The sequence below is a fragment of the Streptomyces sp. NPDC051315 genome, from assembly GCF_044455165.1.
Classification (GTDB): domain Bacteria; phylum Actinomycetota; class Actinomycetes; order Streptomycetales; family Streptomycetaceae; genus Streptomyces.
The window spans coordinates 441,857-463,264 of the sequence record NZ_JBITEN010000004.1; the positions used below are offsets into that span (position 1 = coordinate 441,857).

General features: G+C 75.7%; 10 protein-coding genes. 4 read left to right on the forward strand and 6 right to left on the reverse strand.

All coding sequences use genetic code 11. The features are described 5' to 3' along the window. The first annotated feature begins 54 nt into the window (after positions 1–54). From ACIBBD_RS11240 to ACIBBD_RS11250, 3 genes are read left to right on the forward strand one after another with little or no spacing between them, the layout of a single operon-like run. Positions 55–915 carry an amidohydrolase family protein gene (locus tag ACIBBD_RS11240; protein WP_399419057.1) on the forward strand — a complete coding sequence of 287 codons (861 nt, stop codon included), beginning with the start codon at positions 55–57 and terminating at the stop codon, positions 913–915. 13 nt (positions 916–928) lie between these two features. Continuing rightward, positions 929–2,638 (forward strand): thiamine pyrophosphate-dependent enzyme, encoded by a 1,710-nt coding sequence (locus tag ACIBBD_RS11245; RefSeq protein WP_399419058.1) that lies wholly within the window; start codon positions 929–931, stop codon positions 2,636–2,638. A 20-nt stretch (positions 2,639–2,658) separates the two neighbouring features. Next, the gene (locus ACIBBD_RS11250) at positions 2,659–3,750 is read left to right on the forward strand and encodes an Ldh family oxidoreductase (protein WP_399419059.1); all 1,092 of its coding nucleotides are present in this window, start codon (positions 2,659–2,661) and stop codon (positions 3,748–3,750) included. A 201-nt stretch (positions 3,751–3,951) separates the two neighbouring features. On the opposite strand, the gene ACIBBD_RS11255 is transcribed toward ACIBBD_RS11250, so the two are convergent. From ACIBBD_RS11255 to ACIBBD_RS11280, 6 genes are all read right to left on the reverse strand, one after another. Further along, the gene (locus ACIBBD_RS11255) at positions 3,952–5,019 is read right to left on the reverse strand and encodes a class I SAM-dependent methyltransferase (RefSeq protein WP_399419060.1); all 1,068 of its coding nucleotides are present in this window, start codon (positions 5,017–5,019) and stop codon (positions 3,952–3,954) included. Further along, complete coding sequence (locus tag ACIBBD_RS11260) at positions 5,019–6,194, reverse strand: glycosyltransferase (protein ID WP_399419061.1); 1,176 nt, start codon at positions 6,192–6,194, stop codon at positions 5,019–5,021. Before ACIBBD_RS11260 ends, ACIBBD_RS11255 begins: the two co-directional genes overlap by 1 nt. Beyond that, a complete protein-coding gene (locus ACIBBD_RS11265; RefSeq protein ID WP_399419062.1) occupies positions 6,191–7,006 on the reverse strand; it encodes an alpha/beta fold hydrolase in 816 nt (271 codons plus the stop codon). The genes ACIBBD_RS11260 and ACIBBD_RS11265 overlap by 4 nt, the downstream gene beginning before the upstream one ends. A 2-nt stretch (positions 7,007–7,008) precedes the next feature. Next, positions 7,009–7,326, reverse strand: coding sequence for an acyl carrier protein (locus tag ACIBBD_RS11270; protein ID WP_399419063.1), 318 nt, complete (start codon positions 7,324–7,326; stop codon positions 7,009–7,011). A 116-nt stretch (positions 7,327–7,442) separates the two neighbouring features. Further along, on the reverse strand, positions 7,443–12,116 hold the full coding sequence (locus ACIBBD_RS11275; protein WP_399419111.1) for a beta-ketoacyl synthase N-terminal-like domain-containing protein: 4,674 nt from the start codon (positions 12,114–12,116) through the stop codon (positions 7,443–7,445). A 56-nt stretch (positions 12,117–12,172) separates the two neighbouring features. Next, a complete protein-coding gene (locus ACIBBD_RS11280; RefSeq protein WP_399419064.1) occupies positions 12,173–19,189 on the reverse strand; it encodes an SDR family oxidoreductase in 7,017 nt (2,338 codons plus the stop codon). Positions 19,190–19,800: 611 nt separating this feature from the next. On the opposite strand from ACIBBD_RS11280, the gene ACIBBD_RS11285 reads away from it, so the two are divergent. Then, the gene (locus tag ACIBBD_RS11285; RefSeq protein WP_399419065.1) at positions 19,801–20,838 is read left to right on the forward strand and encodes a LacI family DNA-binding transcriptional regulator; all 1,038 of its coding nucleotides are present in this window, start codon (positions 19,801–19,803) and stop codon (positions 20,836–20,838) included. Positions 20,839–21,408: the final 570 nt, after the last annotated feature.

Consider the following 21,408-nt stretch of genomic DNA (forward strand, 5'->3'; position numbering starts at 1 on the left):
CGCCCCGCACGCGCACCATCCCGCCCGCTCCACCGAGAGAGAGAAGCACCGGACATGTTCGTCGTCGACACGCAGATCCACATCTGGAAGGAAGAGACCCCGGACCGCCCCTGGGTCCCGGGCGCGCGGGAGCGCATCCGCCTCAACGGCCACCGCGAGGACCCCTTCTCCTACGAGGAGGCCCTGGAGCTGATGGACGAGGCCGGCGTCAACCGGGCGCTGATCCTGCCGCCGTCCTGGGAGGGCGACCGCATCGACTACGCGCTCGAGGCGTGCGAGGCGCACCCCGACCGCTTCGGCATCATGGCCCGCATCCCGCAGAACAAGCCCGAAGAGGGCAAGGCCATGCTGAAGGACTTCGCGCAGAACCCGCACGTCAAGGGCACCCGCCTGACCTTCCACCGGCCCGTCGACCGCAACTGGATGATCGACGGCACCAACGACTGGTACTGGCCGGTCGCCGAGGAGCTGCGCATCCCGACGATGGTCCACGCGCCGATCTGGAAGAAGGAGCTCGGCGAGATCGCCGCCAAGCACCCCGAGCTGAAGATCATCATCGACCACATGGGCATCATGGCCCGCTGCGTCGACGACGCGATCGGCTACTGGGTGCAGGAGACCGCGGACCTGGCCGTCCACCCGAACATCTACGTCAAGGTCTCGGCGCTGCCCGGCTACTCCACGCAGCCCTTCCCCAACAACAACATCCAGAAGTACGTGCGCGAGATGGTCGACAAGATGGGCCCGCAGCGCTGCTTCTACGGCACCGACATCACCCGCCTGCTGGGCCACGGCATCACCTACACCGACACCATCGAGCAGTTCACCAAGCACTGGGACTTCACCCCCGAGGAGCTGGAGTGGATCATGGGCCGCGGTATCTCCGAGGTCCTGAACTGGCCGATCGAGGGCTGAGGAACCACCAGAGATGACGGACAGCGTGAACACGCCCGGCGGGGACGGCGGGGAGGCCGTCGTATCCGCCTTCGACGCCGTCGGCGCCGACTACCTCTTCTGCTCGTCGGGGTCCGAGTGGGCCCCGGTGTGGGAGGCGCTGGCCCGGCGTCACCGCGACGGTGAACCGGCGCCGGAGTACCTGGACCTGACCCACGAGACCGTCGCCGTCGGCATGGCCACCGGTTACGGCCTGGTCCGGCGGCGCCCCCAGGGCGTGCTCCTGCACGCGGCCCCCGGCCTGCTCCAGGGGTCGATGGCGGTGCACGGCGCGCTGCTGGCGGGCGTGCCGATGGTGGTCACCTCCTCGGAGTCGGCCACCTACGGCGACGCCCCGGGCCACGATCCGGGCGGCCAGTGGTACCGCAACCTGTCGATCGTGGGCGGGCCGCACGGCGTCGCGCAGCCGTTCACCAAGTGGTCCACCGAGGCCGCGAGCGTGCACACGCTGCCGACGATGATCACGCGGGCGGCGGAGCTGGCCTGGCGCGCCCCGGCGGGCCCGGCCTACCTCAACATCCCGCTGGAGATCCTCCTGGAGGACTGGGACGGCCGCGAGGCCAAGCCCGTCGTCGCGCCGGGCTCCACGCACAGCTCGCCCGAGGAGGTCGACCCGGTCGCGCAGATGATCCGGGAGGCCCGCAACCCCGTGATCGTCACCGAGACGGTCGGCCGTGAGGCGGGCGGCTTCGAGGCGCTCGTCGCCTTCGCCGAGGCCTGGTCCATCCCCGTCGTCGAGCCGGACTCGGCGGTGTGCGGCAACTTCCCGCGCACCCACCCGCTGCACGCCGGCAGCGACATCGGCCCCTGGATGGACACGGCGGACCTGATCCTCCTGGTCAACTGCCGCGCCCCGTTCTACCCGCCGTCCCGCCGCCCGTCCACGGCGCGGATCGTCGTCATCGACGAGGTGCCGCAGCGCCCGCACGTCGTCTACCAGGTCCTGTACGCCGACAGGTACCTGGAGGGCAACGTCGCCAACACCCTGCGCCAGCTGGCCAAGCGGGCGAAGGACCTCGACGGGCCGGCCGTGGCCGAGCGCCGGGCCGCGCAGGAGGCCCGGTTCGCCGCCGAGCAGACGGCGATCGAGCAGGCCGAGGCGAAGGCCGCGCGGGCCGAGGGCGTCGACCCGGTCCTGATCGCCGCCACCCTGCGCGCCCTGCTGCACGGCAGCAACGGCATCGTCGTCGACGAGACCATCACCCACAGCCGCGTCGTCAAGCGACACCTGCGGACGTCCGACCCCGACTCGTACTTCTACGTCCAGGGCGGACTGGGCCAGGGCATCGCGGTCGCCCTCGGCGTCAAACTCGCCGCGCGGGAACGCCCGGTGGTCCTCACCATCGGCGACGGCGCGTTCGCGTACAACCCGGTGATCCCGTCGTACGACGCCGGCAGGACGTACGGACTCCCGCTGTTGATCGTGGTGTTCAACAACCGCGTGTACAAGTCGATGAACCTGAACCACCGCAGGTTCTACCCCGAGGGCGCGGCCGCCGAGACCGGTGAGTGGCTCGGCACCGACCTGCACCGTCTGCCCCGACTGGCTGCCTTCGCCGAGCCGTTCGGGATGCACACCGAGACCGTCGACACGCCCGGGGCGCTGACGCCCGCGCTGGAGCGCGCGCTCAAGGCCGTGGCGGAGGGCACCACCGCCGTCGTCGACGTCCTCGTCACCCGCTGAACCAGGAGGCACCCGCCACCATGTCCGACACACCATCGAAGGTCCCGGTGTCCGCTGATGACCTGCGCACCTTCTCCGCGGCCCTCCTCGAGAAGGGCGGCCTGAGCGCCGAGCACGCCCGCACCACCGCCGACGTGTTCGTCTGGGCGGCGCTGCGGGGCGTCGACTCGCACGGCATCGCCCGGGTCCCCGCCTACCTGGACCTGCTGGAGAAGGGTGTCGCCAACGCCGACGCCCGGATCGCCGTCGAGTCCACCACCCCGGCGGCGGCCGTCCTCGACGCCGACCGCGCCCCCGGCCCGGTCGCCCTGTCCGCGGCCGCCGAGGAGGCAGTGACCCGGGCGAGGACGACCGGCGTCGCCGCGGTGGGCGTACGCCGCACGGTGCACACCGGCGCCATCGGCTACTACGTCTCGAAGATCGCCGAACAGGGGCTGGTCGGTATCGGGTTCGTCGCCGGCATGCCCAACATGGGATACACCGGCGTCAAGGGCGCTGCGGTCGCCACCAGCCCGCTCGCCATCGCCGTACCGGCGCGGCGGAACGCGCCGCTCCTCCTCGACATGGCCACCGCCACCATCGCCCTGGGCAGGATCCGCCAGGCGAAGGCGAGCGGCACCCCCCTGCCCGAGGGCGCGGCCGCCACCGAGGACGGCACCCCGACCACCGACCCGGAGCAGGCGGTCATGCCGCTGCCGCTGGGCGGGGCCAAGGGTTCCGGTATGTCGCTCGCGTTCGAGCTGCTGACCAGCGTGCTCGTCGGCGCGCCGATCTTCTCGTCCTTCCACTCGGACGACCCGGCCGGGCGCAAGCACCGCCAGAACGCCCTGCTCATCGCCGTCGACCCGGCGGCCTTCGGCGGCGCGGACGCCTTCACCGAGGCCGTCGACGCGACCCTGAGCACCGTGAAGGGCCTGCCGGCGGCGGACGGCGCCGAGGGCGTGTTCTACCCCGGTGAGCGCAGCGCGGCCGTGGCCGCGGAGCGGGGGGAGAAGGGCATCCCGGTGGCACCGAAGCTGTGGCGCGAGCTGTCGGAGCGCGCCGAGAAGCTGGGGGTGGCCCTGCCGCAGGCCGCCGGCCAGGGCAGGCGGCCGGCCTCCCGGGCGACGTAGGGCCGCTGCGGGAGGCCTGCGTCCGGGAGGTCCGTGTCCCGGGAGGCCTGCGTCTCGGAGGTCGTGTCCGGGGGCCCGTGTTCCGGAGGTCCGCGTCTCGGAGGTCCGCGTCCCGTGGGACGCGGGCACTCCGGCGCCCGTCCCGATCACGAGGCGAGGTGAGGCCGGCCCGGGGCGTCCGTCCGGCCCTGCCCCGTCCCCTCAGTCCCGCCGCGCCACCAGCCGGTACGCGTTGGACAGGCCCAGCCGGTGCGACAGCGGCCGGACCGCGAACCGGTCGAGGAGCGTGCCCGCGATCAGCGCGGGGATCCCGGCCACCAGCAGCGCCGCGCGCAGCGTGCGGCGCAGCGCGTTCGGCGGCCCGGGCAGCCACGGCGCGTCCTCGCGCGGCGCCACGTGGTCCAGTGCCAGCCACACGGCGGCCAGCAGGTCCACCGGGTCGTGCGGCTCGGCGTGCTGCTCCGTGACCACCGTGAACCCCAGCTCCGCCAGCCGCGCGCGCAGATTGGCCACCGGTACGAAGTGCAGGTGCTGCGGCTGGAGCCAGGGCAGCCACCAGCGGCCCAGCAGGCGCGCGTAACGGCTCTCCGGGTCCGGCACCTCGATGAGCAGATGCCCGCCCGGCCGGACCACCTCCCGGGCGGCGCGCAGCTCGCGGTCGGGGTCGGTGCTGTGCTCCAGGTAGTGGAACATGCTCACCACGTCGTAGCGGCCGGCCAGTTCGGGTGCCAGCTCGGGGAAAGCGCCCCGGTAACCGCGCTCCACGCGGCCCTCCCGCTCGGCGAGTTCCACGCCGTCGGTGAAGTCGAGCCCGTCGAACGTCGTCCCCGGCAGCACCTCGCGGGCGGCCGCGCAGAAGTGACCGTGCCCGGTGCCCACGTCGAGCCAGGTCTTCGGCCCGGGATCGTGCGGCAGCATCGACTCCGCCCGCCCCCGGTACATCGTCGTGCGCCCGCCGAAGGTGTCGCCCAACTTCTTCTCGCCGAGCCCGTCGTAGAAGTCGCGGTAGTAGAACTCCAGCCCCTCCGGGCTCAGTCGCGGGTTCTGGAAGGTGTGCCCGCAGCCCCCGCACCGGTCCAGGACGAAGCGGCCGGGCTTGTGCTGGAGCAGGTCGGTGGTGCGCAGCCGTGTCGTCAGCCGGTCCGAGCCGCACCACGGGCAGGTGGTGCGCCGGGGCTCGAAGAAACGGTCCGGGCCGGCCGCGAGATCGGCCTGGTAACCGGGGCGCAGCGCGGCGATCCGCTCGGTGGGTTTGCTCTCGTCGCTCATCACAACTCCCTGGCCAGCTCGTCGAGATGGTCGGCCGCGGCGGGCGCGCCGCCGGCGGCGCGGAACGCCGTACGGATCCGGTCGGCCGCCGCCCGGTACCCGGGTTCGCGCAGCACGGAGTCGAGGGCCGCGCCCAGCTTCGGCACGGTGACCCGGCCGAACCGCACCCGCACTCCGGCGCCGGCGTCCGCGACCTGCCCGGCCACGACCGGCTGGTCGTCGCGGATGGGTGCCACCACGAGCGGGACCCCGTGCCACAGGGCCTCGCACACCGTGTTGTGCCCGGCGTGGCAGACCACCGCGTCCGCGCGGGCCAGCAGGGGGAGTTGAGGAACGAAGGGCACGACCAGCACGTCCTTGCCGTCGTCCGCCCCGCCGAGGGTCGCGCCGGGGTCGACGATCACCCCCTGCACCCGGTCCGCCCGCTCCCGCAGCGCATCACGGCACACGTCGAGGAAACGGCCGCCCACGTCGGAGTTCGCGGTGCCGAGCGTCACCAGCACGGTGGCCCGTCCGGCGTCGAGCCACTCCCACGGGAAGCCGGTCGCGGAGGGACGGGCCGCGATGGACGGGCCCACCCAGCGGACACCGCCGACGGCTCCCGCCGGCCCCGCCGCGGGCACGGCCAACTCCGGTGTGCTGAAGGCGAGGACGAGATGCGGGGAGAACCGCGGGTCCGAGCCGCCCGCCGGATCCCCGATCGCCGCCCGCAGCCCGGCCAGCCGCTCCTCCAGCCACGCACGGACCCTGGGCAGCCCGGCCAGTGGGTCGGTGAACTCGGCCGACGTGGTCGCCGAGGTCGCCCACACCACCCCCAGCCGCTCCGCCACCAGCGCGCCCGCGAAGGCCTGCTGGTCGGCGACCACCACGTCCGGCCGGAACGCCTCGACGGCCGCCCGCACACCCGGCGCCATCGCCTCGGCCAGCGGCAGCAGATACCACTCCCACAGGAACCTCAGCGCCTCCGGCCCGCGCAGCTCGGGCGGCCGGCTCCCCTCGGCGGCCCCGGCACAGGGGAACACCCGGGCCCGGTCGCCCGCGAGCCGCCGGACCAGCGCGGGATCGGGGCACACCCACGCCACCCGGTGTCCGCGCGCGTCCAGTTCGGCGGCCACGCCGACGGCCGGATTGATGTGCCCGGTCAACGGTGGTACGACGAAGAGGAATCCGCTCACCGTGCCTCCGCCGCGCCCGTCGGCACGGCCCCCCGCACCAGCGCGAGGACGTGACCGCCCACGGTCCCCGCCGCCTCCACCAGGACGGAGTGCTCGTGCCCCGGGATCACCACCGTCCGGCAGTCGGGCAGCGACGACTCCAGCCAGGGCGCGAGGTCCGCCAGGTCGGAGTCACCGCCGTACACGCCGAGGACCGGGCAGCGCACCGCCCGGATCTCGTCCTCCGTCAGCACCCGGCTGGCCGGGATGTCCCGGCCGAGGGTGGTCTCCCGGGCGAGCCGCGCCGCGCCCCTGGCCAGGCGGGCGGTGTTGTGGCCGCGGTGCGCGGTGATCCAGGCGATCGCGTCGGGCTCGTTGTGCGCGAGCTCGGTGACCACCCGGCGCAGGATGCCGCCCAGCTTCACCGCCCAGGCGGCGGTGGCCGGTTCGGACTCGATCAGGGTCACGCTCGCCGCCCGCTCCGGGTGGCGGGCGGCGTAGCCGAACGCGATCGTGCCGCCGTAGGAGTTGCCGACCAGGTGCACCGGGCCGGTCACCGACAGGCGGTCGAGGAGCGCCTCCAGGTCGTCGATGCCGTGGTCCAGGGTGTAGCCGTCGGCGGGGCGTTCGCTGCGGCCGTGGCCGCGCAGGTCGTACATGACGACGTCGAGACCGGCGGCCGCGAACGCGGGGGCCACGGTGAAGTAGTAGCTGGCCAGGCTGTCGGTGAGCAGGCCGTGCACCAGCACCGCGGTGCCGGTGACCGGCCGGCCGCCCGGAGGGCCGAGCCTCTGCACGTGCAACCGGACGGCGCCGGTGTCGACCATCGCCATGGTCAGCTCGCCTCCGCGGCCTTCAGGCCGGTCACCACGTACTCGACGAGCCGGCCCACGGTCAGTTCGATGATCTCGTCGAACTCCATGCCGGCCAGGAACTCCGCGAAGTTGACCCGCTCGCCGTACCGCTCCTGGAGCATCCCGGCCAGGGTGACCAGGTCGATGCTCTCCAGCTCCAGGTCTCGGTTGAAAGTGGTGTGCATGCCGATCTCGACGTCGTCGAGGCCGTACTCGTCCTCCAGAAGGCGCGCCAGCATGCCCGTGAGGTCCGCGAGGACGGCCTCCTCGTCGGCGGTGACGGGGGTGTGGGGGGTCATCGGTCGTACTCCTTCGCTCGAGTGGGTCCCGTCCGCGTCGGTCTCGTCTGTGTGCGGCCTGTCCGCGTGGGTCCCGTCTGTGTGTGGCCCGTCTGTGTGTCGCCCGCCCGGGTGGGTCACGTCCGCGTGGGTCCCGTCGTCCAGGCCACGACGTAGGTGCGGTCCGGCAGGCCGGGCGGGTTGGCGGCGGGTGCGCAGTGCACGGTGTAGGCGCGCTCCAGGCGGCCCGACACGGTGAGCCGGTCGCCGTCCGGTGTCGCGTCGAGGACGACGAAGTCCCGCGGCCGGCCGCCGAGTCCGGTGCCCTCCGCCTTGGCGACCGCCTCCTTCGCGGTCCAGAAGCGGGCGAACCACACCGCCTCCGAGTCGCCGCCGGCGTCCGACAGCCCCCGCAGCAGGCGCAGTTCGTCCCCGCCGAGGGCGACGGCCAGGGTCTCCGCAGCGCGGTCGGTGACCTCCTCGATGTCGATGCCGGGGCCCGGGCCGGGGGTGTGGGGCCGCACGATCGCCACTCCCGCCTCCGCGCAGTGGGCCAGCGACACGTCGAGCGGGGGCAGGACACGGCCGTGCACGCCGGTGACGTACGGGCGGCCCACCCCGTCGTTGCGCACCCGCAGCTCCGCCGGGAAGACCGGGCCCTCGCCGTGGTCCCACAGCCACCGCCGTACGGCGTCCTTGGCCGCGATCCGGCCCAGCAGCCACTGCCGGCGCCCGCGCGGGGCGTGCTCGGCGTACTCCGAACGCTCCGGGCCGCCCAGTGAGTTGCGCATGATCAGCTCGCGTGAGGCCAGGTCCGGCCAGCGCTCGTGGAGCAGCGACCAGCCGCCCGGCCGGGTCTCGGAGAGCGTGTTGCGCTCCGGGAAGCGCTCCACGGGCCGCGTCCTCGGGTCGTTGTCGAAGCGGCGGTCCTGCCAGCCGTACAGCTCCGCCCACACCGTGCCGTCGACCGTCAGCTGGACGTCGGCCTCCAGGACGGTGTCGGTGAGCGAGGTGATCCGCACCAGGCACGCCACCTCGGTGCCGGGCGCGGGGTGCGGGCCGTAGAAGCGCATCTCCCGCATCCCGACCGGGAACACCACGGTCCGCTCGGTGCGCGTCGCCATGATCCAGTAGCCGAGGATCTGGCCGACGTTGTCCAGCAGGGCGCCGGGCGCGGGCGGGGTCGTGATCACCCCGCGCACATGCCGGTCGCCGATCGCGGTGAGCTCGGTGACGCCCTGGAACGCCGGGCCGTGGAACATCCAGCGGTCCGCGTAGAGCTGAGCGGCGGTGTGGTCGGGGACGCGCTCGCCGACGGGGTCCGTGGTCCAGGGCGCCGGGCCGGGGGACGGGTGGGCGGCGGCGAGTTCGACGGTGGCGCGGGCCCGGGGGCCGAAGGAGACCGCCAGCCGGTCCGGGCCCTCGGGGGTCGCGGTCACCGGGACGTCCACGGCGGGCGTGGCGGTGAGCCACTCCTCGAACCGCGCCCCGTGCACGGCGACCGGCACCCGGCCGGGGGCGGCCTCCCGCGCGGTGTCCATGATGTGCTGCACGATCGTCGTCGCCGGCACGACCGGCCACCGGTCGGCCACGTCCGGCCAGCCGGGCCGCTGCGGGAAGAAGCAGTGGTCCAGCAGGTACGGCATGGTCCGCGGGGAGACCCGGACGGTGGTCCGGCGGGGAGCCAGGGCGGGGGGCGGCGGGGGTGCCGTACGGGCCCGGGGGCGGACCGGTGCCGTCCCGGGTGCCGCCATGAGGGCGGCGGCCGTGTCCGCCGTCTCCTGCAGCAGGGCGCTGAGTTCGGCGGCGGCGGGGGAGCGGGCGCCCAGGGCGTCGAGGGCGTCGAGCGCGTTGCCGCCCGCGGGATCCGCCGTGCGGGCGGCAGGCCCCGCCGTGCGCGCGGGGCGCAGTGCGGGGCGCAGTTCGGCACGGAGCGCGGCCAGCCTCGCGGGCTCCAGGGAGACCAGGGCGCCGTCCATGTCCAGCCGGACCGGCGGCCGTGCGGGGCGTGGGCCGGCGGTCGGGGCGGCCGGGGCGGCGTTGGGCGACGGCGCCGGGCTGGTGGGGGCGGCCGGGTCCGCAGGGGCGGCCGGGGCTGCCGGGCCGGTCCCGGCCCCCGCCGGGGCGAGGCCGATCCCCGCCGCGGTGGTCCCGGACCCCGCGGGGCCGCCGGTGGTGCGGGGCAGTGCCGGGGCCACCCGGGCTCCCGCCGTCCACAGCGCCGTCGCCACCCGGCGGAGCTGGGCGAGACCCGTGCGGTGGGGGGAGTTGGCGGCGACCACCAGGTGATCGTGGCCGCCGAGGGTGTCGCCGACGAGGGAGCCGAGCTGACCGGGGCCGACCTGGACGTACACCCGGTGGCCCGCCGCGTACAGGGCCTCGGTCAGCCCGCGGAAGCGGACCGGTTCCAGCAGGTGCCGGACGAACAGGGCCCGCACCCGTGCCTCGTCCTCGGGGAAGGGGGCGGCGGTCGTCCCCGACCACACCGGGGTGTGCGGCGGGTGCAGCCGGAAGCGGTCGGCGGCCTCCTGGAACGGGCCGAGGTGGGGCTCGAGCATCGGCGTGTGGAAACCGGACCGGAACGGCAGCACCTGGCTGAGCACGCCCCGCGCCCGGAACGCCCGCACGCACGCGTCGACGGCCGCGTCCGGGCCGCACACCATCGACTGTCCGGGCGCGTTGTCGTGCGAGAGCACCAGGCCCGCCTCGGCCCAGCCCTCGTCGCGCAGCGCCGCCAGCACCCGCTCGGCGGGCGCCCCGATCGCGCCGAAGGCCAGACCCGGCACGGTCACCGCGTCCGGGTCGAAGTCCGCCATGAACGCGTCGACCTCGTCCCCGGAGTACAGCCCGCCCGCCGCCATGGCCGTCCACTCGCCCACGCTGTGCCCGGCCACCGCGTCGGGCACGATCCCCGTCCGGCGCAGCGCGGTGTCGAGGAGGCGTCCCACGGCGACGACACCGAGACCGTGCCGGCCGACGTCGCCCACCCGGTCGTCGGCGGCCGGCAGCGGGGTGAGCCCGAAGTGGGCGGCGACGTCGTCGACCCGCGGGGTGAACTCGCCCTCCAGCCCGGGGAAGAGGAACGCCAGCTTTCCGTGGCCGTCGCCGAGCAGGGGGCCCGGCCGGAACCAGACGTCGCTGCGACCGTGCCAGGGGCGCCGTTTGCCGACCGCGCGCCGGGCCAGGGCGAGCCGCTTGGCGGTCGGGTCGACGATGCCCAGCCGGGCGCCGCCGGCGTCCGGATGCGGGCGGGCGGGGTCGAGCCCGGCGGCGCGTACCGCGGCGTCGTCGGCGTCCAGCAGGGCGGCGAGGCCGTCGGGTGAGCCGGCGGCGAGGAGGAGGACCGGCTCGGGCTCGGCGACCCGGGCGGACGCGCGGGGCGGGGCCGTCGCGCGGCGGGGACCTCCGCGTCCCCCGGCGGATCCGCCGGCGCGGACCCCGGGTGCCTCCTCCAGCACCACGTGGGCGTTGATCCCGCCGAACCCGAACGCGTTGACCGCCGCCCGCCGCACCGGCTGGTCGGGGGTGGTCTCCCAGCAGGCCGCCTTCTCCAGTGCGCGGAAGCGGGTGCGGGCCAGCGCGGGGTGCGGGTCGTCGCAGTGCAGGGTCGGCAGCAGCGTCCCGTGGTGGACGGCGAGCGCGGCCTTGACCAGGCCGGCCACCCCGGCGGCGGGCATGGTGTGCCCGATCATCGACTTGACCGAGCCCAGCACGGCCTCGCCGTCCCCCGGACCGAACACCTCGGTCAGCGTGGCCAGTTCGGCGCCGTCACCGGCCGGGGTCGCCGTCCCGTGGGCCTCCAGCAGGCCGATGGAGCCGGGCGCGGCCGGGTCGAGCCCGGCGGCCCGCCAGGCCTGCCGTACGGCCTGTGCCTGGCCGCCCGGGTCGGGGTTGACCAGGCCGGCCGCACGCCCGTCGCTCGCCACGCCGGTGCCCCGGATGACGGCGTAGACGCGGTCGCCGTCGCGTTCGGCGTCGGCGAGCCGCTTGAGGACGACGACGCCCGTGCCCTCGCCGATCAGGATCCCGTCGGCGTCCCGGTGGAAGGGGCGGATGCGCTGGCTGGGGGAGAGGGCGCGCAGCTGGGAGAAGACGCTCCACAGGGTGATGTCGTGGCAGTGGTGGACACCCCCGGCGAGCATCAGGTCGCAGCGGCCGGTGGCCAGTTCGCCCACCGCCTGGTCGACGGCGACGAGGGAGGAGGCGCAGGCGGCGTCCACGGTGTACGCGGGGCCGCGCAGGTCGAGCCGGTTGGCGACCCGGGAGGCGGCGAGGTTGGGCACCAGGCCGATGGCCGACTCGGGGCGGTCCGGCCCGAGCCGCTCGGTGAACGCCTCCCGCACCCGGTCGAGTTGGCCCGTGGTCAGGTCCGGCAGCAGCTCGCCCAGGGTGTGCACGAGCTGGGCCGCCGTCCGCACCCGCTGGTCGAGCCGGACCAGACCGGGGGTGAGGTAGCCGCCCCGGCCGAGGACCACGCCGACCCGCCCTCGGTCGGGGAGGCGGCCGGCGCCGCCCGCGTCGTCGAGGGCGGCGGCGGCCACGTGCAGGGCGATGAGCTGGTCGGGCTCGGTCCCGGCCACCGAGTTCGGCATGATCCCGAACCGGGTCGGCTCGACCTGCGCCAGCCCGTCCACGAACCCGCCCCGCCGCGCGTACACCCGGTCCGCGACGGCCGGGTCGGAGGCGGTGCCGGGACGGTAGTAGGCGGCGTCCCACCGTCCGTCCGGCACCTCGCCGATCGCGTCCACACCGTCCCGCAGGTTCCGCCAGTACGCGTCCAGGCCGGCGGCGCCCGGCAGCAGCACCGCCATCCCCACGACGGCGACCGGGACCTGACGAGCGGTCACCGTGGTGGACACCGCGGCCGTCACCAGCCCGAGGCGGTGTAGACGACGGCGGTCGCGGACGTCTCGCCCCAGGCGAGCTCCCGCAGCAGGGCGGCGGTTCCCTCCTCCGGGTCGATCAGCCGGACGCCGCGCCGGGCGTACTCACGGGCCAGTTCCACCCCGACCATGCCGGCGTGACCGGCCGCGGGCGCCCACGGGCCCCAGTGCACGGTCAGCGCACGGTGCCCGGTGCGGGCGGCGAAGGCCGCGCCCAGGGTCTCCAGGGCGTCGTTGGCGGCCGCGTAGTCCACCTGGCCGCGGTTGCCCAGGACCGCGGCGATGCTGCCGAACAGCACCGTGAAGGCGGGCGCGGCGGGCAGCTCCTCCAGCGCCGTGAGCAGGGCGTGGGCACCGGTCGCCTTCGTGCCGTAGACACGCTGGAAGGACTCGGCGGTCTTCTCGCCGACGAGCCGGTCCTCGATCACGCCGGCCGCGTGGACCACGCCGTCGAGCCGCCCGTGCTCGGCGTGGATCTCCTTCACCGCCTGGCGCACCGCCTCCGGTTCGCGGAAGTCGACGCAGCGGTAGCGGACCCGGCTGCCGAGCGCGGTGAGCTCCGCCAGCGTCGCCCTGATCTCCCGCTGGGCCAGCAGGAGCCCGGTGGCGCGGTTGATCTCGGCCGGCGTCAGCCCGCCCCGGGCGGCGAGGACCGCGCGCAACTCGGCCGGGGTGCGCGCGGCGGCGGTGTCCGCGTCCTCGGGGCCGTCCGGCGCCGGGGTGCGGCCGAGCAGTTCCAGCCGGCAGCGGGCGGCACCGGCGAGCGCGGCGGCGAACTGCGCGGTGATGCCGCGTGCCCCGCCCGCCAGCACCACCACCGCGTCCCGGTCCAGGCCCAGAGCGGCGGCCTCGGCGGCGCCGTCCCCGGCCGGTCCGGCCCCCGTGCTGCCCAGTGTGCCGAGCGGCTCCTCCACCAGCTCGAACCCGTGCCGTCCGGCCGCCGTCCGCAGCACGACCGGCGTACGGTCCGGCGCGACGGCCTCCGCGACCACCGCGTCCGCGACGGCGGAGGGGGAGACGTCGGCGAGGCAGACCACCCGCGCCACCGTCTCGGGGTACTCCCGCGCCACCGTGCGGAACAGCCCGTGCAGCCCCGCCGAGCGGGGGTCCGGTGCCGGCCCGTCGGCGGGCCGCACGGCCAGCAGCCACCGCGGGGAGCGGGCCAGGGCCGCCTTCAGGACGGGGAACGCGTCCGGCAGCACCGGGTCGTCACCCTCCGCGAGCGCCCCCAGGTACAACACGCCGTCCACCGGCCCGTCGGCGTCGGCCGGCTCGTGGTCCCGGCCGCGCACGACGACGTGGGCGCCCGACTCCCGCAGTCGCGCGACGACGTCGGGACCCTCGCCGAGGACGGTCCAGTGGGTGCCGGCGAGGAGGGAGGACGCGTCGGCGGGGAGGTCCTGCGGGCCGTCGAGGGGAACGGGGCGCAGGACGTGGCGTCGGGGTGGTTCGCCGGTGACGTCCTCGAGAGCCGGGGCCTGGGCCGGGGCGTCGGGCCGGGGTGGGGTCAGGGCCGGTGCCGTGACGAGGGCCGGTGCGACCGGGGAGGCCGCTCCGGCCGGCCGCTCGGGTCCGGCGAGCCCGTCCGGCCCGGCCGTCCCCTCCCGTGCGGCCGGCTCGCCGAGCCGTGCCGTCAGCCAGTCGGTCACCGCGGCGGCCGTGCGCGCCTTCGCGAGGTCCTCCAGCTCGGCGTCGTCCATGGCGGCCAGGTCCGTGCCCTCCCCGGCCCCCAGCCGCCTGGCCAGCTCACCGGCGATCTCGGCGCGCTTGATGGAGTCGATGCTGAGGTCGGCCTCCAGGTCGAGGTCGGGCTCGATCATGTCGACGGGATAGCCGGTGCGCTCGCTGATGATGTCCAGCACCATCCGCCCGACGTCGACGGGGCCGGCCGGAGCGCTCACGGGCGCGGGCGCGGGCTGCAACTCCCTTTCCGGCGGGACCGGTCGACTCGTCACCGCCACCGGAGACACCTGCACCGCGGGCACTTCCGCGGGGACGGGCGGCAGGGCCGTCGCCCCGGGCGCCGCCCCGAAGTAGGTCAGCAGTACGTCCCGCTGGGCGGCGATCATCTCCCGGCTGGTGCGCAGGAACTCGGAGATGAGCGCGTCCCGGTCGGAGGGGACGCCGTGCGGGGGGTTGGTCGTCACAGTCGTCACAGTCCTTTCGCCGGGGTCCACGACTCGTCGGGCCGGTGCGAGCGCACCGGGCAGAAGGGCGCCGGAGGCGGTGCGGACGAGCTGTCCGTCCACCGTCCAGCCGGGCCGCCTCGGCGCGGGCGTGCGCACCGCGTCGACGGCGTCCCGTCCGCGCAGCAGCCGGCCGGTGCGCACCGCGAGCCCCGCGACGGCGAGCCGGGCCAGGGCGTCGAGCCAGCCGCGCAGGCCGCCGCCGGGGCGGGACTCGCAGGCCACCGCGGTGTGCGGGCGGTCCCCGAGGATCTGCCCGACCAGCCGGGTCAGCACGGACCCCGGGCCGGCCTCGACGAAGACGCGCGCACCCGCCTCGTACATCGCCTCGATCTGCTCGGCGAAGGCGACCGGGGCGCCGATCTGGGCGGCGAGCTCGGCCCGTACCGCCTCCGCGTCGGGGGCGTACGGGGCGGCCTTGCGGTTGGCCCACACCGGGAACTCGGGTGCGTGGACCGGGCGGTCCGCGAGCGCCCGCGCGAACCGGTCGCCGGCGGCGGCGACCAGCGGGCTGTGGAAGGCGCAGGCCACGGGGATGCGCTTGGCGCCGAGACCCGCCTCGCGCAGCAGCCGTACGGCCTCGACGACCGCCTCGGTCGGTCCCGAGATCACCGTCTGGGCGGGCGCGTTGCGGTTGGCGACGACGACGGAGTCCGGCGCGCCCGCCTCCTCGAGTGCCCGTACGACGTCCTCGGCGCCGGCCGCGACCGCCGCCATGGTCCCCGGGTCCTCCCCGGCGGCTTCGAGGACCGCCGCCGCCCGCTCGGAACTCAGCTCCAGCAGCGTCTCGGGGGCGAGGGCGCCGGCCGCGCAGAGGGCGACCAGCTCGCCGTAGCTGTGCCCGGCGGCCATGTCGGGCCGGACCCCGGCGGCGGTCAGCACGGCGTGCGCGGCGAGCCCGGCGATCCCGAGGGCCGGCTGCGCCACCCGGGTGTCGGTCAGCGCGGCCTGCTGCCGGTCACGCACGGCGTCGTCGAAGGCGGCCGGCGGATACAACGCGCCGGCGTGGGCCCGCCCGAGTTCCAGATAGCCCCGCAGCTCGGGCAGGGCGACGAACAGCTCGGCGAGCATCCCGGTGCGCTGACTGCCCTGCCCGGGGAAGAGGAAGGCGACCTTGCCGGGGGCCGCGCCACCGGGCGCACCCGGGCCGAAGTCCGTGGCCACCGGCGTGTCCCGGCCCGCCAGGTGGATCCCGCGGGCCGGATCGTGCGCGTCCGGGCCCGCGAGGACCCGCCGCAGCTTCTCCACCAGGTCGTCCACATCGCTCGCCACGATCGCGACCCGCGCCGGATCCGCACTCGCGTCGGACCGGTGGGCCGCGCCCAGGGCGAGGTCACGCAGGCGCCACGGCCGTCCCTCCGCCTCGGCGGTCCTCAGCAGTTCCTCCACCGCGCGGTGGGCCGCCTTCTCGTCCCGTCCGCGGAAGACGAACAGCTCGGCCGGCCAGGCGTCCAGGCCGTGCACGGGCGGCACGCCGCCGGCGTACGCGCCCAGCACGACGTGGAAGTTGGTGCCGCCGAAGCCGAACGCGCTGACCCCGGCGAGGCGTTCCCCGGCGGGCGCCGCCCACGGCCTGGCCTCGGTGTGGAAGGCGAACGGGCTGCTGTCCGCGTCCCAGGCCGGGTTGGGCGCCTCGACGTGCAGCGTCGGCGGGCGCACCCCCGTGTACAGGGCGAGGACCGCCTTGATCAGGCCCGCCAGACCGGCGGCGCACTTGGTGTGGCCGATCTGCGACTTCACCGAACCGATCACACAGCCGCCCGCCTCGGCGCCGGCGGCGCCGAACACCTCGCTGAGGACCCGCAGTTCGGTGCGGTCGCCCACCACGGTGCCGGTGCCGTGCGCCTCGACGAGCCCGACGCCGGCCGGGGAGACGCCCGCGTTGCGGTAGGCCCGTTCCAGGGCCGCCCGCTGCCCTTCGGGGCGGGGCGCGGTCAGACCCAGGGAGCGGCCGTCGCTGGAGGAGCCGAGGCCCTTGATGACGCCGTAGATCCGGTCGCCGTCGCGTTCGGCGTCCGCCAGCCGTTTGAGGACGACGCAGGCCACGCCCTCACCGAGGGCGATGCCGTCGGCCGAGCCGTCGAAGGCGCGGGAGCGGCCGGTGGGGGAGAGGGCGTGCACGGAGGAGAACAGGACGTAGTCGTTGATGCCGTTGTGCAGGTCGGCGCCGCCGCACAGCACCACGTCGCTGGTGCCGCCGACGAGCTCCTTGCAGGCGACGTCGACCGCGGCGAGCGAGGAGGCGCAGGCGGCGTCGACGGTGTAGTTGGCGCCGCCGAGGTCGAGCCGGTTGGCGATCCGGCCGGAGATCACGTTGGCGAGCATGCCGGGGAAGGAGTCCTCGGTGAGCCGCGGGAGCTGGTCGTCCAGGCCGCTCGGGACCCTGCCGTAGTACGAGGGCAGCACGGCCCGCAGCGTGGCCGCGTTGGACAGGTCGCTGCCCGCCTCCGCGCCGAACACCACGGAGGTGCGGGAACGGTCGAACTCCCGTCCCCCGTCGCCGTATCCGGCGTCCTCCAGGGCGCGCCGGGCGGCCTCCAGGGACAGCAGCTGGACCGGCTCGACGGAGCCGAGGGACGCGGGCGGGATGCCGTAGCGCAGCGGGTCGAACGGGATGGGCGGCAGGAAGCCGCCCCACTTCGACGGGGTGGACTCGCCGTGGTGGACGGCCGGGTCCCAGCGCTCCGGCGGCACCTCGGTGACGGCGTCGTGGCCGCCGACGACGTTCGCCCAGAAGGTGGCCAGGTCGGGGGCGTGCGGGAACATGCAGGCCATGCCGACGACGGCGATGTCGAGCGGCGCGGGCGCCTGCGGCGTCGTGGCCGGCGTCTCCTCGCCGAGTTCGGCCGCGCGCCGGGCCAGGAACGCGGCCGCTCCCGTCGTCACCGAGGTGTGCAGCGCGGCGACCGTCGTGGTCGCCGAGCGCAGCACGGCCACCTCCCCGGCCATGAACATCCCCTCGGCGAGCTGGCGCCGCTCGTCGACGGGAGTGAGCGTCCCGTCGGCCCCGCGGGTCACGCCCTTGCTGGCGATGCGCAGCCGGCCGACGTTGAGCCGCTCCAGTTCCTCCCAGATCCGCCGGTCGGGCACGCCCCGCGCGCGCAGCCGGGCCTCCTCCTCGCGGTACCCGGCGGCGAACGGACTGGGCACGCAACGCGTGGCGTGCCCCGGCGCCGACTCCAGCAGGGTGGTGCGCTCCGCGGCCAGCACCTGCCGCTGGAAGAGGGGCTGGATCGCGCCCCGCGCCACCGCCTCCTCGGTGAACAGGTAGGCGGTGCCCATCAGGACGCCGACGGCCGCCCCGCGCGCGGTGAGCGGCGCGGCGAGGGCGGCGACCATCGCCGCCGACCGCTCGTCGTGCACCCCGCCCGCGAAGAACACCTCCAGGTCACCCGCGTCGGCATCACCCAGGCAGTCCTCCAGCACGGCGAGTTGGGCCTCCCACAGCGGGAAGCTGCCGCGCGGTCCGACGTGCCCGCCGCACTCGCTGCCCTCGAACACGAACCGGCGCGCCCCGGTCTCGAGGAACTGCCGCAGCAGCCCCGGTGAGGGCACGTGCAGGAAGGTCCGGATGCCGTCCCGCTCCAGCGCCTGCGCCTGGGAGGGGCGCCCGCCCGCGATGATCGCGTGCGTGGGCCGCAGCTCCCGTACGGCCTCCAGCTGGGCGGCCCGTACGTCCTCCGGCGCGAAACCGAGCACGCCCACGCCCCAGGGCCGGCCGGCCACCGCGTCCCGGGTCTCCGCCAGCATCGTCCGCGTCCGCGCGCCGTCCGCCAGCGCCAGCGCGAGGAACGGCAGCGCCCCGTCCTCGGCGACCGCCGCCGCGAAGGCGGCCCCGTCGCTGACCCGCGTCATCGGCCCCTGCGCCACGGGCAGCCGTGTCCCGAGCGCCCGGCTCATCGGCGAGCCGGCCACCAGCGCCCGCCCGGGCCCGTCCTCCCCGTGCTCGGCGTCCTCCCGTACGGCGTCCCGCACCGCGTCCCGCAGGGCCCGCACCGTCCGCCGTACGTCGCCCCAGCGGTCGGCGAACCGGGCGGCGAGGAAGCCGTCCTGGCCCACCGGCAGGAGCTGGGCGCGTGGATCCTGCGCGCCCAGCAGCGCCGCGACCGCCTCCGGTCCGGCGTCGTCGGGGAGCCGCGGCGCGTCCGGGCCGCGGCGCAGCAGGACCCGGTGACCGGCCAGGACGACGGTCTCCGAGCCGTCCAGGGTGCGCAGCGCGGCGGCCGCCGGCTCGGGCAGCGCGGACTCCGCCAGCAGGGCGAGCTGGGTGTCGAGGACGACGCCGGCCGCCCCGCCGGCCACCGCGGCGGCGGCCGTGCGCGGACCGATGCCGCCGCAGGCCCACACCGGCAGCTCCAGGCCGGGCGCCGCCAGGAGCCGCTGGAGCAGTACGAAGGTGCTCAGTTCGCCGATCCGGCCGCCGCACTCGCCGCCCCGGGCGACCAACCCGTGCGCGCCGGCCCGGGCGGCCTCCCGGGCCCCCGCCGGATCGGTGACCTCCACCAGCACCCGGTGGCGCGCGGCGAGCTCGGCCATCGGCCAGGGCGCGTCCGCGGCCAGCACCACCGTGTGCGGGCCGTCGGCGGCGAGGTCGGCGGGGGACAGCCGGCAGCGGGGGCCGACTCTGACCCCGAACGCGCCCGGGGACTCCCGGCGCAGCCGGGACAGCGCCTCGCGCGCTCTTCGGTCGCCGTCACCCAGATCGAGCACGCCCAGCCCGCCGGCCCGGCCGACCGCCAGGGCGAGCCCGGCGTCGGGCTCGCCGAAAGGAGTGATGCCGATGATCATGTCCTCGGAACGCACAGTGAACGTCATGATTCTCCGAATCAAGGGTGAAACTGCACGGTGGGGGGTTCGGGACAGCAAAGGCGGCACAGTGGATTCCGGCGGGCAGGGATCACCGCGGAACACCGGTCTGAGCGCGTGCTCGAAACGCGCTTGAAAGGTAGTGCTGTGGTTACTCGCTGGTCAACGTTTGAACGGACGGCTGGTATGCGGCCGTATCGATCCGGTCAGTCGGCGGCCGACGGCCAGGTCGGAGGAAAGCGGATCAAATACTTCCCGCGAATGATCGAATTCACCGCCGGCTCATTTTGTTGAAACATGCATGACCGCTGGAAATGGGTTTTTTCGAACCGCATGTCCGTAACGGAGGTTCGCATTCCAGGCGCCGCGTGGCCTCGGGGAAAATTCTGCGTGTCGGACCCGGAGTGACCGGAAGGGGCGCGAGGGCGTGCGGGCCGTGGGGTCTTGACGTGGCCGGATCAGCCCCCAAGACTGGCCTGACTACGTAGTCAGGCCTGGTCCTCGGGAGGTCGTCGACCGGCTTGACTGCGTGGTCCGGAGGCGGCACGCACCGCCGGACACCTGGGCGGAGTGCTCGGACGGGGCCCGCCGGCGCGGCCCACGACCGACGGGAGCGCCTCATGGCGACGGCCGGACCCCGGCGTGGTCCGGGGATGACGGAGGTCGCCCGCGCCGCCGGCGTCTCGCAGAAGACGGTGTCGCGCGTCGTCAACGGCGAGCCGCACGTCAGCCCCGAGGTGCGCGAGCGCGTGCTGCGGGCCATCCGGGACCTGGACTACCGCCCCAACACCGCCGCCCGCGCCCTGCTCCTCGGCCGCTACCGCAGGATCGGCGTCGTCGCCCTCGGTTCCCCGCTGTACGGCCCGACCTCCCTGCTGTTCGGCCTGGAGCAGGCCGTGCGGCGGGCGGGTTACACCTTCGCCCTGGCGAGCACCGCGCGGAGCCGGCGCGTGACCGTCGCCGTGGAGTCGCTCCTGGAACACGGTGTCGACGGCCTGGCCCTCGTCGAACCGGTCGACGAGGGCGCCCCCCTGCGTCTGCACACCGACCTGCCGGTCGTCAGTCTCTGCGCCCCGGTGGACACGGCCGGCGGCCGCAGCGCCGTCGTCCGGGCCGACGGCGTCACCGCCGCCCGGCTCGCCACCGAGCACCTGCTCGCCCTGGGCCACCGCACCGTCTGGCACGTCCCCGGCCCGCAGGACTGGTTCAGCGCCCGCGAACGCGTCCAGGGCTGGCGCGAGGCGCTCGCCGCCGCCGGCGCACCGGAGCCGCCGCTGCCCGCCGGGGGCGACTGGACCCCGGCCTCGGGCTACGCGGCCGGCCGTCACCTGGCCCGGCTGCCCGACGTCACCGCCGTGTTCGCCGCCAACGACGACATGGCGATCGGCCTGGTCCGCGCCTTCGCCGAGGTCGGCCTGACCGTGCCGCACGACGTGAGCGTGGTCGGCTTCGACGACGTCCCCGTCGCCCCCTACCTCTCCCCGCCCCTGACCACCCTCCGCCAGGACTTCACCGCCGTCGCCGACCGGGCCGTCGGCGCCCTCACCGCGGCCATCGAGGGCCGCCCCCTGCCGACCGAACCCACCGACGTGGCCGTGGAGTTGCAGATCCGCAACTCCACGGCACCCGTGCGCGCCCGAGGGCCCAGACCCGGCTGACGATCCGTCATCCCCCGGGTAGCCGTCGGGCCTTGTCTCCCTGACCGATCCCTGCCCGGCGACCTCGACGGGCCCCCGGACGAGCACGGCACCCGCAACCGCCCCGGGCCACCGCCGCCCGCGCCGCTGCGGCTCCGCCCGGGTCACCCATGGCGGGACATCACCTGACGTGCCCTCTCCAGGGCGCCCTTTCGGACGGGTCGTGCCCGTCGATCCCGGCGGCCCCCCCTCCGGGCGTCACTGTCACCCCGGCCGACGGATGCGGTTCCCGCACCACTGGTCGTGGAAGCCGGTACGGCTCCCGGCCCCCGCGCCCGTCCTGCCCGGGGCCGTCGACGCGGAGGGCCTGTGACTCGGCACCGTCGACACGGAGGGCACGCGACGCGGTCCACGAACGGGCGGGGCGCGGACCCCACCCGGGGCGCGGACCCCACCGGCGACCGCGCGCGGGCCGAGGGTGCCGTCGGGGCCGACCCCGAGGCCCTGGCGGCGCGGGCTGAAGGGGCCGATGGGACCGACCCCGCGGCCCCGTCGGGCGCGACCGCCGCACCCGCACCCGTACGGTAGGGT